The following is a 15,849-nucleotide window of genomic DNA, read 5'->3' as shown; positions in this document are numbered from 1 at the left end:
AACCCGTCATTGAGAGCGAGAGCGTGGCAATCTTCAAATTACATATCGCCGGTTTTTCTATCGAAAGATTGCTTCGTACCTCGCGATGAAGTGTGGTTTATATTTCTCTCTTCCTCACCGTCCTTTGTTCTATCCTTTTCTCGTAATTCTCGCCCTGGAAAATTCGGTGCACGTAAATGCCCGGGGTATGTATGTTGTCCGGGTCAAGTTCGCCGGGCTCAACCAGCTCTTCAACTTCGGCAATGGTAACCTTACCGGCCATAGCCATTACCGGGTTAAAATTGCGTGCAGTTGAGCGGTAAACCAGGTTCCCCAGCTTATCCCCTTTCCACGCTTTAACAATGGCAAAATCGGCTTCAAAAGCCATTTCCATCAGGTAATCCTTACCGTTAAAATTACGCACTTCTTTACCAATGGCTACTTCGGTACCTATGCCTGCCGGGGTAAAAATGGCGGGCATACCATAACCCGCGGCCATGCAGCGGGTAGCTAAAGTTCCCTGCGGTATCAGTTCCACCTCCAGTTCGCCGCTTAACAGCTGGCGTTCAAACTCCGCGTTTTCGCCTACATACGATGATATCATTTTTTTTACCTGGCGCTTATGCAACAGCAAACCGATGCCAAAGTCATCAACGCCGGCGTTGTTAGATATACAGGTAAGGTCCTTTACCCCTTTTTTTACAAGGGCTGATATGCTTTTCTCGGGCAGGCCGCACATGCCAAATCCACCCAACATCAGGGTCATGCCGTCTTCAATATCGCGTATGGCCTCATCGGCCCCGCTCACTACTTTATTCATGCTTTATAATTGGTTGCGGTAAAATTAGACATTTTGCCTGACGCATGCCAGTGAAATTACTATGCAAGCATAATATTTTTTTCCGACGATTTGCCTATATTCAGGTGTTCACGTTCGGCGCACGTGAACACCGTGAACATTCGTGAATATTTGACAATCAATGTATTACATTTTTCATAAAAACGCTATAATCTGTAGTAAAAGTTCATTAAATACTTTTAATATATTGGCAATAAGTTATTTATGATTTTTTAGTGATCTTGCGTTTTGTGAACGCTATTCATATATAAAACACTTTTGTGCGCGAAGAAGAAAAGGAACGCAACGGTAAGATCTATTCAAACAATTAAATATCTCAAACCTTTATTATATACATCAATTTATAAACATCATGATAGCATATAATGATAACAACGAACAGGATAAACCACGTGCTTACCGCGTAGAGGATGACGATAACCTGGAAGAAAAGGACCTGCGCCGCACCGCCTTTATGTTTGGCAGTGAAGAAAAAACCGGCAACGAATCTGGTATGGAAGCCAACGGCGCGGGTGGCGACCGCTTTGGCGAAAATAGCAACACCCCCGCGGGCGACGATGGCAATAATCCATCGCAAAACGCAGGATATAGCAATGACTATTTCAAGCGCACCGAACCATCTGAAGAACACCCTGAGAACAATAATTTTAAAGATCCCAATCAGTTAGGGCAGTCAAATTATACCGAATCTACAGGTGCTGTACCAACCGGGCAGTCTGACAGTGAAAACGAGGGACCGGCAAAGGAGGGCGAGGAAAGTAACAACGATACAGCGGATAACCGCAACCAATCGCAGCAAAGCTACCAGGAAGGTACCGCCGATAACGACGGGGATACTTCGGGCACTAATGCCGATGGAGACGTTGCCGGCTACGGCGAACTACCGGATCAGCAAAAGGTTGGGGAGTGATGGGGTGAGTAGAGAATGGTGAGTAGAGAATGGTGGAAGGTTGATATCCCAACTACTCACCATTCACCGCTCACTATTCACCATTACCATTTAAAAGTCTTTTCGATAAACCCTATCAGGTCATCGGCCATTGCCTGCTGCTCATCGGCGCTCGGGTGACCCGGAGTGTTCTTATAGGGAAAAAAATGCGTGTATATCGCTTTATCATGCAAGCCTGCTACCGCCTTTTCGATATATCCCGGCCAGGCCGAACCAGGTTTGGTCGCATCCATTGCACCTAAGGCACATATGATCTTTGCTTTGGGGTATTTGCTGCGGATAGATGCTATAAACTTTTGGTAATGATCGATTATATACGCTGGTGTAGGCGGCTTTGTGCCAAATAACCTTTTAAATTCTGGATGATCCTTATTCGTCGCTAACCATGAGTCGTTTTGGAACAGGTTTACCACCACCAGTTGGGGCGTATACTTCTTAAAATTCCATTTTTTCGTAGAATCATTTGCGGTCACACGGTCATATATATCCGGCATTACATAATTAAACCAGCTGATAACCACTCCAATGCCGCTTTTTGATATGGAATGATAATAAGCGTTAAAATGGCGCGCGGTAATATTAGCGTAGCTTTTATAACCGTTCTCAAATTCGGCTGTGCCCCTGTCTTTGCCTGCCGTATCTTCAATAGCATAGCCGCAGGTAATAGAGTTGCCGTAAAACTCCATCGTATGCGCGAAATTTGGCGGCGGCAATATCTTCCCGTCTAAATTAAAACTGTAAAAAGATAAGGTGCCCATGTCATACTCCGTCCGTTTAAACAGTTCTAAGCGGTGTTTGCCTTTTGGCAGTCCGCTTACAAGCGTATATTCTGTTGGGTTTATAGCGGGCTGAATGGTGGTATTGATTACCTTGCCATCGACTACCACAGTTACCCTATCCATCCCGGTATTATCCTTTAAAGTGGCCTTCGCTGATGTTCCATTAAAGTTTATCAATACGGATGATGCCGTCCAGGTGAGTTGTGCCGCGCTATCTGTAAGCGTGATACGCCCCATAAATTTGATATTTTGATTATCAAACTTAATAATAGTTTGCGCCCCGCAGCTAATGGTGATGGATGCTAATAACAGACAAAATAAAATACGTTTCATTGTATATAGTATCGTTTAATTCGTTAAAATTCTCCCATTCGCAAGGGGTGCGCAGGGCTTGTGTTGTTTAGGGAGGGGTTTATACGCTTTTTTTTTGCTTCAATAACTCCTCCCTGCACCCTCCCGTTGGGAGGGAATCGCACACTCCCCCGGCTTTCTTTTTTCAATTCCTTCCCTTGGGAGGGGTGTGCAGGGCTCGTGTGGTGGCAGGGAGGGGTTAGTACACTTTTTATCGCTTCAATAACCCCTCCCTACACCCTCCCAGGGGAGGGAATCTCACGTGCCCTTGGCTATAAGCCGTTCAAAACTTCTTGCGGAAAACTTTTCGGAAGTTTAATCGATCGGTCTTTTCTAATAATTTCTAAAATTACACCCTCAATGCCACGAATTACATTTTGCATATCTTGTTTCACGTCAGCTTCGCTAAATCTAATAAATGTGATGCCAAAGGTTTGCAACCTTTTTTGCCTTAATTCATCTTTATTAAAAGCGTCTTCATAATTGTGCGACATGCCATCAATTTCTATAGCAAGCATCAGTTTTTTGCAATAGAAATCAACAATGTAATTATCCAAACAACGCTGTCTATCAAAATCAAATCCCCAAAGCTTGTCTTCTTTTAATTCATTCCAAAGCAGTGTCTCGCCAAACGTCATATCTTTTCTGAGCTTGCGTGCCAAGACTTTTAAATTTGGGTTGTATGGGATGATTTTAGCCATCAATATTGTTTCAATTCCCTCCCAAGGGAGGGCGTGTAGGGCTTGGATGTGGCAGGGGGAGTTAGCGTAGTACATCGCTTTATTAAACCCCTCCCTGCACCCTCCCGTTGGGAGGGAATCGCACCTGGCCCTGTTTAAACTTATATCACTATTTTAGATATACATAAGTAATGCCCTGCCCGCCCCGGTCTGGGTGTTCGTCTTCCATACGGTCAACCTGGTCGTATTTTTTTAAATATTGCCGTATCATTTTACGCAGGATGCCATCCCCCTTACCGTGCAAAATTTTGAGGGTACCGAAACCCATCATCAGCGCACGGTCGAACAGTTTTTCTATAGCGAACAGCGCATCTTCGGTACGCATACCGCGCACATCTATTTCGGGGCTAAAGCTGGCAATATCACCCGTGTGACTTATTCCGCTGCGCCTTATCTCTTTAGGCACAGTAGATTTGGCTACCTTTTCCACACGTTTCTTTTTTACCACGGTGCGCAGTTCGCCCATGGCAATCACCACATTATCCTTTATCAGTTCTATTACCTGCCCGGTAGTATCCCCGTCAATCAGTTTAACCCAGTCGCCGGGTTTTATTTCTTCATCAATCGCCGGTTTTGCCTTAACCACGTCGGGTTTAACGGTATTACGCTGCACCTCGGCGTTCAGGTTATCGCGCAGGGTTTTGGTTACTTCCTTATCGGCATTGCTGCTTTTGATTTCGGCAATGGTGTTTTCAACCAGTTTATTGGCATTCAGGATGATGTTCTTTGCTTCCTGTTTGGCCTCTTTAAGCAGGCTTTTACGGTTTTCGTCTAAAAAGCTTTTTAGTTCTTCGTTCTCGGCAAGCAGGCTATCCACGCGGCGCTGCTGCTTATCCAGCTTTAATTTGGTGTCAAATATCTCCTTCTTTTCGCGTTCAAGGTCAACCAGCAAACTATCAACCTTTTTTTGGCCGCTGCTTATTTTGTTTTTGGCCAGGTTAAGTACGTTTTGCGGCAAACCTATTTTTTGGGCTATTTCAAAAGCGTACGAGCTGCCTGGCTTGCCAACTTCCAGCATATACATGGGCAGCATTTCGGTGTTGTTAAACAGCATTGAGGCATTTTCTATCCCTTCGGTGTTACTGGCAAATATCTTCAGGTTAGAGTAATGCGTGGTAACCATACCCCTAACCTTTTTATGGTTCAGCGCTTCTAGCACGGCCTCGGCAATGGGCCCGCCAAACTGCGGGTCGGTACCGGTGCCAAACTCGTCTATCAATATCAGTGTTTTACCGTTGGCATCCTCCACAAACTTCTTCATTTTCGATAGGTGCGCACTATAAGTGCTTAGGTCGCTTTCAATCGATTGGTCATCGCCTATATCAACAAAAACCTGCTTAAACACGCCTGCTACACTATCGGCGCTTGCCGGTATCAGCAAACCCGCCTGTACCATCAGTTGCAGCAGGCCAACGGTTTTCATACAAACGGATTTTCCGCCGGCATTGGGCCCCGATACTACAATTACCCTTGTGCCTTCGTCGATACCTACATTTAGCGGTACTACGGTTTTATGATCCTTTTTAAAGCTCAGGAACAATAACGGGTGGCGGGCGTTCATAAGCCTTAACCGTGCCTCGTTCACTACCTTCGGCATTTCGGCGTCGATATCAATGGCAAACAAGGCCTTGGCGCGCACAAAATCCAGCTTGGTAAGCAGTCCGTGGTATGATAATAACAGCGGCACATAAGGCCTCAGGTCGTCGGTTAAGGTGGTTAGTATTTTAATGATCTCGCGGCGACGGTCAAATTCCAGGTCGCGGATGCGGTTATTGAGCGAGAACACCTCCTCGGGCTCAAGGTAAACCGTTTGCCCGGACGCCGACTCATCATGAATAAATCCCTTAACCTTCCGCTTGTTTTCGGCAAGCAGCGGGATACAAAGGCGCCCGTCGCGTACGGTTAACGAGCCATCCGCCGTCCACCCGTTGCCGGTAGCAGCCTTAAATATCTGGTCTATCTTTTTACGCGCCTCCTGCTCGGCCTTGGCTATGCCTGTAGTGATCTCCATCAGCTCGCGCGAGGCGTTATGGCGTATCTTCCCCTTAGGGTCAATAATGGCATCTATCTTTTTCAGGATAGCTTTTTCTATCGGCAGGTGCTCAAACAAAGCCTCCAGGTTTGGGTAAAGGCCTTCGCGTTCGTTAAAATAAGCTATAACCGCAAACACCGTGGTTAATGACGCCTGTACCTGGAAAAACTCCTCTTCAGATAAAAAAGAGCCTTCTATGCGGGCTTTATTGGCCAGCGATTTTATATCAAAAAAATTATTGATGGGCAACGCGGCATCATTTTGCAGGATATTTTTAAACTCGTTTGCCTGGTTTAAAAATTTAGCTATCAGGTCATAATTGCTCATCACCTGTATCTTATCTACCATCTCCTGCCCCATTATGCTTAAGCAATGGGCCTTAATTAGTTGTTTTACTTCGGTAAACCCAAGTTTATCCGCGCTATTTTGGGGGTATAGCATTATTGAACAGATTTTAGAAGGTGTTTATTACCCTTTGTACGATGTAGCGGGTTTGCTGTTCGTGCGGTATCTGCACGTTTTATCGTATCCGGCGTTTTGGCTGGCGCCTCGGGTTTTGGTTTAATTGCCGCTTTATTGGTCGAATCTAATTTTGCTTTCAGGATAGCATCTATCTTATTATACATATCCAGCAGTTGCTCGGGCTGCGTGGTGTAATATTTAAGGCTTTTTTTAAAAGCCGCATCAGTAGTATGGTGTTTTTTAAATACATTGTTAAACTTGGCGCTGGCATATTTGTACATGCTATCGGGTATTTGCGGTACAATATATATCTCGCCGTCGGTTAGGTGTATATCTGTTAACAGGCTTATCATTTGCTGCTCTTTGATAACGCCCTCGGGTAACTGGTTGCTTTGGCAGGCGGTTAAACCAAGCAATACTGAAAAAAACAAGCTTATATATTTTTGCATTCTGTAATTTAGCGGCGTTATAAAAACAAAATTACGCATTAATGAGCATTGCAGATAATATCAAAAGCCTAAATAACGAAACCGGCAATATAAATGTTGCCCTGCTGGCAGTTTCTAAAACTAAACCCGTGGCCGACCTGCAAGAGGCGTATGATGCCGGGCAGCGCTTATTTGGTGAGAACACCGTGCAGGAGCTGGTTGAAAAGCAGGAACAATTGCCACAGGATATTGAATGGCATTTGATAGGCCACCTGCAAACCAATAAGGTTAAATACATTGCGCCATTCATCAGCATGATACAATCTGTAGACAGCATGAAGCTTTTACAGGAAATAAATAAACATGCATTAAAAAACAACCGCGTTATTGACTGCCTGCTGCAAATTTACATTGCCGACGAAGAAACCAAGTTTGGTTTGGGTTTTGACGAGGCTATTGAGCTGTTGCGCAGCGAAGAATACGCGGCCCTGAAAAATATCCGCATACGCGGGTTAATGGGCATTGCCACCAATACCGCTAACGAAAAACAGATAAAGGAAGAATACTACGAGCTAAAAACCTTTTTTGATGGCATTAAAACCAGCTTTTTCCGGAAGGATGACGCGTTTGATACGCTATCGATGGGTATGTCGGCCGATTATAAGTTAGCCATTGAGCAGGGCAGCAATATGGTGCGCCTGGGCAGCACTATTTTTGGCGGAAGGGCTAAGAAATAATTAGTAAGTGATGAATTGTGAGTGGTGAGTGGTTTTAATAAATAAATATTGAGTAATGACTCAATGACCTAATGACTCGATGACAAATAATTTTAGTATACGCATTGCCCAAAAGCAAGATTGCCCGCGATTGATGGAACTGGTTAACGAACTGGCTTTATTTGAGCGCGCGCCGGATGAAGTAACCGTTACCCTTGAAGAATTTGAAGATGCCGGCTTTGGCAGCAAACCTGTTTGGAAGGCTTTTGTTGCCGAAACTGATGGTAAAATTGTGGGGTTTGCCCTGTACTACGTGCGTTATTCTACCTGGAAAGGCAGCCGCCTGTACCTGGAAGACCTGATAGTGACCGAAGAATACCGCGGCCGTGGAATTGGTAAAATATTGTTTGACAGGTTATTCCGGGAAACGCGCGAACTGGGTTACAGCGGTATGGTATGGCAGGTGCTTGACTGGAACGAGCCGGCCATTACCTTCTATAAAAAATATGGCGCGGCTATTGAGGCCGGTTGGTTAAACGCGTCGCTATCTAAAGAGCAGATAGCCAATTTATAAGATTTGCAGATATGCAGATGAAAATCGACAATCATTGATCACTAAACATATAATGATGAGAGTAACGTCACTCCTGCTTTTAATTGTTTTGGGCTTAAGTTCATGCGAATGGGGCACACCGGCTAAAAAAGACCCTAATGGTGTTTTTAGAGACACCCTTGCCTATGCTTATCAAACTATACATGAACGGGCTGCCGATTGCGGTAATAAGCCCGATAGCAGTTGCACAGTAGTGAAAATAAGCTATCCGCAGTTTAAAGATAAGCGTGTGCTGAACGATACCATAAAGCACAAGCTGCTAAACATTTTTATGCTTGGCGAAAAGGCCGATACCAGCCTGAATGCGCTGGCTGCCAACTTCCTGAAGTCGTACACGACCTTTAAAAAGGATGACCCGCGAACACAGATGTTCTTTACACTGGATACATATGCCAAAGTAATTGGCCAGGATTCGGCGCTGGTTACGCTGGAATATGGCGGTTATACCTTTCAGGGTGGCGCCCACGGGGCAAGCTTTACCGGCTTTATTAACTGGGATGGCAAAACCGATAAAAACGTTACCCTGGACGATATTATGATAAGCGGCTATCAACCCGAACTGACGAAGATTGCCGAAAAGATATTCAGAAAGGACGAAAAGCTATCAGACACTTCTTCGCTGGCGCGCGATTACTTTTTTAAAGACAACAAATTCGCGCTGAACGAAAACTATTCCATTACGCCGCTCGGCATCCGTTTTGTTTACAATCAGTACGAAATTAAGCCTTATGCAGCCGGCCAAACCGAGTTGATACTGCCCTATTCGCAAATAAAAAAATTAATGCGGCCGCAGTCTGTGGCTTCACAATATATACACGAAAATGCTGGTATTTAAGTTTGGCGGCGCATCAGTTAAAGATGCGCAGGGTGTTATCAATCTGGGAAACGTAGTAAGCAATTATAGCGGCCGTCAGCTGCTGATTGTGGTATCAGCCATGGGTAAAACAACCAATGCGCTCGAAAAGCTTACCGATGCTTATTTTAACGGCACCGAAGACCTGCACCAGATATTCGACGAGATAAAGGAGTACCATTACCATATTGCGCACGAGCTATTTGGCGAAGGCCACCCGGTATTTGACGAGATCGCCAACACTTTTGTGGAGATAGACTGGATGATAGAGGACGAGCCGCACGACGATTACGACTTTATCTACGACCAGATCGTTTCTATCGGCGAACTGGTATCCACCCGCATGGTTAACGCCTGGCTTAACCATACCGGCATTAGCAGTAAATGGCTTGATGTACGAGGGTACATCCATACCGATAACACTTACCGCGAAGGCGTTGTAGATTGGGATAAGACCCGTGCGAGCATCCGGAAGGATATACCCGCGCTGTTAAATAACGGCATCGTGGTAACACAGGGCTTCCTGGGCGGCACATCCGAAAATTTTACGACAACGTTGGGCCGCGAAGGATCGGACTATACGGCATCGATATTTGCGGCATGCCTGGGGGCCGAATCGGTAACTACCTGGAAGGATGTACCGGGCATTTTAAACGCCGACCCGAAGTTTTTTGCAGATACCATCAAGTTTGACGAGTTGAGTTATCAGGAAGCCATTGAAATGACCTATTACGGCGCGAGTGTCATCCACCCAAAAACTATAAAACCGCTGCAAAACGCTAACATACCTTTATTGGTTAAACCTTTTACCCACCCGGACGCCCCCGGCACCGTGATAAAGGAAGGCGCGGTAAATAAGTTTGAAAAGCCGGTTATCATTGTAAAGCAAAACCAGGTGCTGCTATCTATATCGGCTAATGATTATTCGTTTATATCAGAAAGTCACTTAAGCGAAATATTCGGTTTGTTTGCCCGGCATCACGTAAAGGTAAATATGATGCAAACATCGGCTTTGAGCTTTACCGCCTGTATAGATTTTAGCGCCGAACGCTTTGAGAAACTGCTGCATGCTTTAAAGGCGGCTTTTAAAGTAAAATACAATAGCGAACTTACGCTGATAACCTTGCGGCATTACACCATGACCGCTGTTGAAGAACTTACCACAGGTAAAGCAGTGCTGATGAAACAAACCAGCAGGAACACCGCCCAGGTGGTGTTGAAGTAATAATAGTTATAAATATATCAGTAAACAGCATATCACTGCTGCCGTAACTGTATTTATAAAATTTACCTCATTATTGTTCATTAGCCTCTTTTTTTCGAGCGTGGCGCCTAAAACGGAGTCGGCGAGATTGCCTGCAGTACCAGCTATAATGATATAAAGGAACGTGCTGTTTAACCCAAAGCTTGCGGCAAACAGCGCCGCAATAACTACGGAGCCTGCTATACCTATTAGTGTCCCCTCCAGGCTGATCACCCCGTCCCTGCCATTTTCATCAGCGCGGAAGTTTATGATATTATAAAAGCGTTTCCCGTAAACCGTGCCCAGCTCTGATGATAAGGTATCGGCCGTCGCCGAGGCAAACGCTGCTGCCGTTAACACCGCTGCTAATAAACCGTTCCCGGGGACTATAAACGCGACCAAACCTATCAGTGCCGGCAAACCTCCGTTGGCCAATACCTGCGTTGCATCGCGCTTTTCCTGGTGGGTGTTACTGCCTGCCGGTTTTTTGCCCTTGCTGTGAGATGTTGCAATAGTAGCCGATATAAAAAACGCGGCCAGCATAGCAATGCCCTTAAGGCCGGTGCCCAGGTATATCGATATGGCCACGATAATACCCATAACCGCGCCGCCGGACGTGAGTTTGCCGGTTTTATAGCTGGCATAAGCAGCGCCGAAAAGCACAATTAAATAAATAACAGTGGCCCAAAGCATGGTATGCCAAACATATAACTTTTTTGGTGCCCTTTAACAAAAAGCTGGGCAAAAGCTTTAATTACGGATGCAGTAATAGTCGCAGGGGCGTTATAACGGTAGGCGGCAGGCGGACTTATAATAAGTTATCCCTTTGATAATCAATGCTTATCCATGCTAATTTCGTTTTTTAATAATTTGTTAACCTAAAATCCATCCTTTTTCTATCTTTGCGCCGGGATAAGTCTTTTACGGCCAGCTCCTCTTGAACTCCCCCAGGGTGGGAACGCAGCAAGGGTAGAGAGTTGAGCGGCGCGATAAAAGTAGCTTATCCCATTTTTGTTTTCACGATTTTCTGTTCGCTTCCCTTTTGAACAGCGCTCCTTCAAAATTTGACATTCAGCATTCATTATTCGATATTTTCTTGCGCATAACTGCCTATCTTAGCAGCATGCTGGATATATTGATCATTGGCGGCGGCCCTATTGGCCTGGCATGCGGCCTGGCAGCGCAAAAAGCAGGTTTAAGCTTTATTATTGTGGAGAAAGGCTGCCTCGTAAACTCGTTGTACAACTACCCCTCTACGATGACGTTCTTCTCTACGTCCGAAAAACTGGAGATCGGCGGCGTACCTTTTGTTACCGTAAACAATAAACCTACCCGCGCCGACGCGCTTGAATATTATCGCAGGGTTGCGCTATCCAATAAACTGCCGCTGAATTTATTTGAGGAGGTAACCGCCGTAAAGCCTGTTGATGGCGGTTATGAGGTAACCAGTTCAAAACGCACTTATCTGGCTAAAAAGGTTATCCTGAGTACGGGCTTTTACGATATAGCGGTGAACCTCGATATCCCCGGCGAAAACCTGCCCAAAGTAAAACATTATTACCAGGACCCGCATTACTATACCCTGCAAAAAGTGGTGGTGGTGGGCAGCAGCAATTCGGCTATTGATGTGGCCTTAGAGACCTACCGCAAAGGTGCCGAAGTTACTTTGGTAGTACGGGGCGACGAGATCAGCAAACGTGTGAAGTACTGGGTACGGCCCGATATACTCAACCGGATAAAAGAAGGCAGCATAAAGGCGTACTTTAACTCGAACCTGGCGGCCATACGCCAAACCGAAGTGGATATTGATACGCCCGATGGCAAGATAACCGTCCCTAATGATTTTGTGATGGCGATGACGGGCTATAAGCCCAACTTCGACTTTTTGTCTAAACTGGGCATTACATTAACCAAAGATAAATTTATACCCACCTATAACCCCGAAACAATGGAAACCAACCAGCCCGGCCTTTACCTTGCCGGTGTGGTTTGCGGCGGGTTAGATACACACCTTTGGTTCATAGAAAACTCGCGCATCCATGCCGATATGATCATCGGGGATATTGTAAGGAAGCGGTAAGTTGCCAAACGTGTAAAACGACGGCCCTGCGCGTTTCGTTCTCGTGGAAAGTGCAGGAAGGGTTTATATGACATTATTTATTTCACCATCCTGTCATTTCGGATGATTCACGGAAATCTTTTCCCGGTAGTTAGTTGCACAGTAACCCTGTCATCCCTTATAACTGCGTAGCCGAAACGACGCTACATCGTGTTATCGACTCGAAAAGCAATCAAAAATCTATTTTCAGGTTCATCAGCGCGGGGTTCTTCATCACCTCATCCATACTGGTTATAAGCGTAACCTGCCTTCTGTCGGCAGATAGTACAGCCTTTGAATTATTGACTTTTTTCACCGGCCTGGCAAAGTTTAGGATCACTTTATACGGCATATCTATCAGCATAGCCTTGGCCATAGCAAATTTAGAACCGGCCTTTTTCAGGAAAGCATTAAACTTATCCTTGTCAATTACGCGATAAAATTTATGGTCGGTTATCTCATAGTTGTAATAGCTTTGACCGGTAATAAGCGGCTGCGTATCAAAAGCTTTTACCTTATCATTATTAGTAACGTTGTTTAGCTGGCTGTTCATAGATATACTGCTCAGGTGCTGTAGGTAATACCGCAGGTCGGCAGCGTTTTTAGCCTCGTGCTTGATGCTTACCTTCATTATATTATTTTTCAGGTCCATTTTAACGGCAAGCTCACTGCCTTGCGCCATTTTCATTTCTTCGGCGTTCATCTTTTGCGAAATACTATCGGGCAGGGCGCTGTAAAAATTGAGCGTGGTATCTTTTACCATACCAAATTGAGGTGTTTCGCGTACAGAGTCGGTCATCAGGTTCATTAATACCGATACGGCTTTACTCATATCAAAGCCATAAACTACATTACAGGCGCCGCTGGGTTTAAAATCGTAACGTTCCTCAATATCTACGCACGAGCTGAGGCATAGCATACCGAGCAGCATTAACGGAAGGCAGATTTTTTTCATAAAGCAACTGGTAAGGGGGCAAAGCTTAAATATCAGTTAAATATATATCAAAAATAGCTGGGCTACAAATGTTTAACAAAAAGACATATTACTGTAAATAAAAAAGCTTTTAGCTTTGTGCTTTCTGCATTAACCTTATTTTTGCGCCCTATTATGGCACACCAGGTTCCGGAAGATGGCACACTGCTTCCTTTAATGGAAGCGTTTTATACGATACAGGGAGAGGGATACAATACAGGCAAAGCCGCATATTTTATCCGCCTTGGGGGCTGCGATGTAGGCTGTCACTGGTGCGATGTTAAAGAAAGCTGGGATGCCGAACTGCATCCGCTTACCCTTGCGGATGCTATTATTGAGAACGCCTCAACCTTTCCATCGAAAGCGGTGGTAGTTACCGGCGGCGAGCCTTTAATATATAATCTTGATTATCTTACCCAAAACCTGCAGCATAAAGGCATCAAAACTTTTATCGAAACATCCGGCGCCTACCCACTTTCGGGCAGTTGGGACTGGATATGCCTTTCGCCAAAAAAATTTAAAGCGCCAATGCAGGTGGTGGCAGATAAAGCGAACGAGTTGAAGGTTATCATCTTCAATAAATCAGATTTTGCGTTTGCCGAGCATAATGCTAAGCTGGTGGGCCCAAACTGCAAGCTTTACCTGCAGCCCGAGTGGTCTAAGCACGCCGAAATGACCCCACTTATTGTAGACTATGTAATGGCTAACCCACAATGGGAAATATCTCTGCAAACGCATAAGTACCTAAATATCCCTTAATAATGTAACTTAGTGTATTGATTATCGTATCAGTTACTAATGCGCAAAACCTGGTTTCTGTATATACTGTTATTAGCGCTTTATGCAAACGCATTTGGCCAGCAAAGGCAATACTCTACTACCGACAGAGAAGCTATCAAACAATTCGCCCTGGCCAACCAAAGCCTTGACGAGCATTTGTATGACGAAGCGATAAGCCAGTTAGAGCAGGCTGTAAAAGCAGACTCAAAATTTGTTGAGGCCCACGCGCAATTAGCCGATGTTTTACGCATGAGGCGTATTTATAAACCAGCAATAACGCATTTCCAGAAAGTTATTGAACTTGACCCGGAGTACAACCGTGCGGTTTATTTAAAATTAGGCGATTGCGAACTTACTGCTGCCATGTACGAGCCGGCCTTGCATCACCTGGAAAAATACCTTACCTACCCCAATATTACCCCACAAAATATAGCTTATGCGCAAAAGCTGATAGCCGATTGCAAGTTTAGCATAAAGGCCTTAAAACAACCGGTTAGTTTTGTACCTGTAAACATGGGCCCCGAGATAAACACCGCTGCCGACGAATATTTACCTGTTGCCACGGCGGACGAAAGTACACTGATATTTACCCGTAAGATTGATAATAATGAAGATTTTTATAAAAGCGTTAAATTAAATAATAACTGGCAAAAGGCTGGTTACCTGAGCAATATAATTAATACTTCGGCATATAACGAAGGTGCGCAGTCTATCTCGCAGGATGGCAAGTACCTTTTTTTTACCGGTTGCAACAGGCCTGATGGTTTGGGCCGGTGTGACATTTATATCGCGCAAAAAAAAGGCAACGATTGGGCAAAGCCGTTTAGCCTGAGCGCCCCCGTTAATACCTCGGGCTGGGAAGCGCAGCCCTCAATCAGCGCTGACGGGCGTACCTTGTATTTTGTAAGTAACCGTAAAGGCGGGTATGGTGGTTACGATATCTGGAAGTCGACGCTGAGCGATAAAGGCTGGAGCGAACCTGAAAATATGGGCCCGCAGATCAATACGACATATGACGAGCAATCGCCGTTTATACATCCCGACGACAGTACATTTTACTTTTGCAGCAATGGGTGGCCGGGTATGGGAGGCAAAGACCTTTTTGTAAGTCGCCTTGGGAAAGACGGTAAATGGCAAAAGCCCGAGAACCTGGGCTATCCTATCAACTCAAGCGGGGATGAAAATGGTTTAACGCTTACAGCAAACGGCTCATTCGCCTTTTTTTCGTCAAATAATTTGAAGGGCTTTGGCGGTTATGATATTTACACGTTTGAATTGCCGCCTAACCTGCGGCCTAACATTGTAACTTATGTGAAAGGCACCGTCGCGGATAAAAAGACCAAACAACCGTTGGAAGCAGCCGTTGAGATCATCGACCTGCAAAAGAATATTCCTGTGTACCAGGACTACAGTTCAACAGATGCCGGGGAGTTCCTGGCCACTCTCTCGGCCGGTAAAAATTATGGCTTAAACATATCACGCGAAGGATATTTGTTTTATTCGGATAACTTTTCGCTGATAGGGCTTAAAGATAAAAAGGCATTTAACCTTTCCGTATTGCTAGCGCCCATTGAGGTGGGTAATAAAGTGGTATTAAGGAATATATTTTTTGATACCAATAAGTTTGAATTAAGAGCCGAATCGAAAGCCGAACTTCAAAAATTGATAGAATTTTTACAGCTCAACCCCGCTGTTAAGATCGAAATATCGGGATATACGGATGATGTAGGTAACACTGAAACTAACATAGCGCTATCAGAAAAAAGGGCGAATTCGGTATATCAATATTTGTCGGCAAATGGCATTTTAGCAACCCGCCTGGTATACAAAGGGTACGGCGAAGCGCAGCCCATCGCGCCAAACACATCCGACGAAAACCGCGCGTTGAACCGGCGGACCGAGTTCATGATCATTGCCAAATAATAGGTATATAAATAAAAATCCCGATACCTTTTCAGCTATCGGGATTTTATTATAAGTCCCGTTTCCGGGCG

15 protein-coding genes and 1 other RNA gene are annotated in these 15,849 nt (G+C 45.0%); 9 read left to right on the top strand and 7 right to left on the bottom strand.

Translation table 11 applies throughout. From position 1 onward, the window contains the following. Positions 1 to 97: 97 nt before the first annotated feature. Entirely contained in the window at positions 98 to 799 is a 702-nt protein-coding gene (locus GWR56_RS16760) for a CoA transferase subunit A (protein WP_162432354.1), read from the bottom strand. 391 nt (positions 800 to 1,190) lie between these two features. On the opposite strand from GWR56_RS16760, the gene GWR56_RS16755 reads away from it, so the two are divergent. Then, positions 1,191 to 1,748 (top strand): hypothetical protein, encoded by a 558-nt coding sequence (locus GWR56_RS16755; protein WP_162432353.1) that lies wholly within the window; start codon positions 1,191 to 1,193, stop codon positions 1,746 to 1,748. Positions 1,749 to 1,831: 83 nt separating this feature from the next. On the opposite strand, the gene GWR56_RS16750 is transcribed toward GWR56_RS16755, so the two are convergent. The 4 genes from GWR56_RS16750 to GWR56_RS16735 all read right to left on the bottom strand — a co-directional run bounded on the left by GWR56_RS16750 (position 1,832) and on the right by GWR56_RS16735 (position 6,600). Next, complete coding sequence (locus GWR56_RS16750; RefSeq protein ID WP_162432352.1) at positions 1,832 to 2,899, bottom strand: SGNH/GDSL hydrolase family protein; 1,068 nt, start codon at positions 2,897 to 2,899, stop codon at positions 1,832 to 1,834. Between the two features lie 290 nt (positions 2,900 to 3,189). Further along, positions 3,190 to 3,693 carry an endonuclease domain-containing protein gene (locus tag GWR56_RS16745; protein WP_238395255.1) on the bottom strand — a complete coding sequence of 168 codons (504 nt, stop codon included), beginning with the start codon at positions 3,691 to 3,693 and terminating at the stop codon, positions 3,190 to 3,192. Positions 3,694 to 3,766: 73 nt separating this feature from the next. Further along, complete coding sequence (locus tag GWR56_RS16740; protein WP_162432351.1) at positions 3,767 to 6,130, bottom strand: endonuclease MutS2; 2,364 nt, start codon at positions 6,128 to 6,130, stop codon at positions 3,767 to 3,769. After that, positions 6,130 to 6,600, bottom strand: a complete 471-nt coding sequence (locus tag GWR56_RS16735) for a DUF4296 domain-containing protein (RefSeq protein WP_162432350.1) — start codon at positions 6,598 to 6,600, stop codon at positions 6,130 to 6,132. Before GWR56_RS16735 ends, GWR56_RS16740 begins: the two co-directional genes overlap by 1 nt. A gap of 41 nt (positions 6,601 to 6,641) precedes the next feature. Here GWR56_RS16735 and GWR56_RS16730 point away from each other — a divergent pair, with 41 nt between their 5' ends. The 4 genes from GWR56_RS16730 to GWR56_RS16715 all read left to right on the top strand — a co-directional run bounded on the left by GWR56_RS16730 (position 6,642) and on the right by GWR56_RS16715 (position 9,986). Next, on the top strand, positions 6,642 to 7,316 hold the full coding sequence (locus GWR56_RS16730; protein WP_162432349.1) for a YggS family pyridoxal phosphate-dependent enzyme: 675 nt from the start codon (positions 6,642 to 6,644) through the stop codon (positions 7,314 to 7,316). 79 nt (positions 7,317 to 7,395) lie between these two features. After that, positions 7,396 to 7,869, top strand: a complete 474-nt coding sequence (locus GWR56_RS16725; RefSeq protein ID WP_162432348.1) for a GNAT family N-acetyltransferase — start codon at positions 7,396 to 7,398, stop codon at positions 7,867 to 7,869. A gap of 52 nt (positions 7,870 to 7,921) precedes the next feature. Beyond that, the gene (locus tag GWR56_RS16720) at positions 7,922 to 8,743 is read left to right on the top strand and encodes a DUF3298 and DUF4163 domain-containing protein (protein WP_162432347.1); all 822 of its coding nucleotides are present in this window, start codon (positions 7,922 to 7,924) and stop codon (positions 8,741 to 8,743) included. Beyond that, positions 8,730 to 9,986 (top strand): aspartate kinase, encoded by a 1,257-nt coding sequence (locus GWR56_RS16715; RefSeq protein WP_162432346.1) that lies wholly within the window; start codon positions 8,730 to 8,732, stop codon positions 9,984 to 9,986. The genes GWR56_RS16720 and GWR56_RS16715 overlap by 14 nt, the downstream gene beginning before the upstream one ends. A 6-nt stretch (positions 9,987 to 9,992) precedes the next feature. On the opposite strand, the gene GWR56_RS16710 is transcribed toward GWR56_RS16715, so the two are convergent. Beyond that, positions 9,993 to 10,697 (bottom strand): DUF92 domain-containing protein, encoded by a 705-nt coding sequence (locus GWR56_RS16710; protein ID WP_162432345.1) that lies wholly within the window; start codon positions 10,695 to 10,697, stop codon positions 9,993 to 9,995. Positions 10,698 to 10,914: 217 nt separating this feature from the next. Between GWR56_RS16710 and ffs the strand changes: the two genes are divergently transcribed. Further along, positions 10,915 to 11,013: signal recognition particle sRNA small type (gene ffs, locus GWR56_RS16705), an RNA gene on the top strand. Between the two features lie 114 nt (positions 11,014 to 11,127). Beyond that, a complete protein-coding gene (locus GWR56_RS16700; protein WP_162432344.1) occupies positions 11,128 to 12,084 on the top strand; it encodes a YpdA family putative bacillithiol disulfide reductase in 957 nt (318 codons plus the stop codon). Between the two features lie 211 nt (positions 12,085 to 12,295). Here GWR56_RS16700 and GWR56_RS16695 read toward each other — a convergent pair whose 3' ends face one another. Further along, positions 12,296 to 13,057 (bottom strand): hypothetical protein, encoded by a 762-nt coding sequence (locus GWR56_RS16695; protein ID WP_162432343.1) that lies wholly within the window; start codon positions 13,055 to 13,057, stop codon positions 12,296 to 12,298. Between the two features lie 153 nt (positions 13,058 to 13,210). Between GWR56_RS16695 and GWR56_RS16690 the strand changes: the two genes are divergently transcribed. Continuing rightward, entirely contained in the window at positions 13,211 to 13,834 is a 624-nt protein-coding gene (locus GWR56_RS16690; protein WP_162432342.1) for a 7-carboxy-7-deazaguanine synthase QueE, read from the top strand. Between the two features lie 39 nt (positions 13,835 to 13,873). Continuing rightward, entirely contained in the window at positions 13,874 to 15,778 is a 1,905-nt protein-coding gene (locus GWR56_RS16685; protein WP_162432341.1) for an OmpA family protein, read from the top strand. The last annotated feature ends 71 nt before the right edge of the window (positions 15,779 to 15,849 follow it).

Origin of the sequence: Mucilaginibacter sp. 14171R-50, from assembly GCF_010093045.1 — a bacterium.
Lineage (GTDB): Bacteria > Bacteroidota > Bacteroidia > Sphingobacteriales > Sphingobacteriaceae > Mucilaginibacter.
This window is presented reverse-complemented; position numbering and strand designations above follow the sequence as displayed.

Coding starts and splice junctions, on each gene's coding strand:
- GWR56_RS16760 (WP_162432354.1), bottom strand. CDS start 799: ATGAATAAAGTAGTGAGCGGGGCCGATGAGGCCATACGCGATATTGAA.
- GWR56_RS16755 (WP_162432353.1), top strand. CDS start 1,191: ATGATAGCATATAATGATAACAACGAACAGGATAAACCACGTGCTTAC.
- GWR56_RS16750 (WP_162432352.1), bottom strand. CDS start 2,899: ATGAAACGTATTTTATTTTGTCTGTTATTAGCATCCATCACCATTAGC.
- GWR56_RS16745 (WP_238395255.1), bottom strand. CDS start 3,693: ATGTACTACGCTAACTCCCCCTGCCACATCCAAGCCCTACACGCCCTC.
- GWR56_RS16740 (WP_162432351.1), bottom strand. CDS start 6,130: ATGCTATACCCCCAAAATAGCGCGGATAAACTTGGGTTTACCGAAGTA.
- GWR56_RS16735 (WP_162432350.1), bottom strand. CDS start 6,600: ATGCAAAAATATATAAGCTTGTTTTTTTCAGTATTGCTTGGTTTAACC.
- GWR56_RS16730 (WP_162432349.1), top strand. CDS start 6,642: ATGAGCATTGCAGATAATATCAAAAGCCTAAATAACGAAACCGGCAAT.
- GWR56_RS16725 (WP_162432348.1), top strand. CDS start 7,396: ATGACAAATAATTTTAGTATACGCATTGCCCAAAAGCAAGATTGCCCG.
- GWR56_RS16720 (WP_162432347.1), top strand. CDS start 7,922: ATGATGAGAGTAACGTCACTCCTGCTTTTAATTGTTTTGGGCTTAAGT.
- GWR56_RS16715 (WP_162432346.1), top strand. CDS start 8,730: ATGCTGGTATTTAAGTTTGGCGGCGCATCAGTTAAAGATGCGCAGGGT.
- GWR56_RS16710 (WP_162432345.1), bottom strand. CDS start 10,697: ATGCTTTGGGCCACTGTTATTTATTTAATTGTGCTTTTCGGCGCTGCT.
- GWR56_RS16700 (WP_162432344.1), top strand. CDS start 11,128: ATGCTGGATATATTGATCATTGGCGGCGGCCCTATTGGCCTGGCATGC.
- GWR56_RS16695 (WP_162432343.1), bottom strand. CDS start 13,057: ATGAAAAAAATCTGCCTTCCGTTAATGCTGCTCGGTATGCTATGCCTC.
- GWR56_RS16690 (WP_162432342.1), top strand. CDS start 13,211: ATGGCACACCAGGTTCCGGAAGATGGCACACTGCTTCCTTTAATGGAA.
- GWR56_RS16685 (WP_162432341.1), top strand. CDS start 13,874: ATGCGCAAAACCTGGTTTCTGTATATACTGTTATTAGCGCTTTATGCA.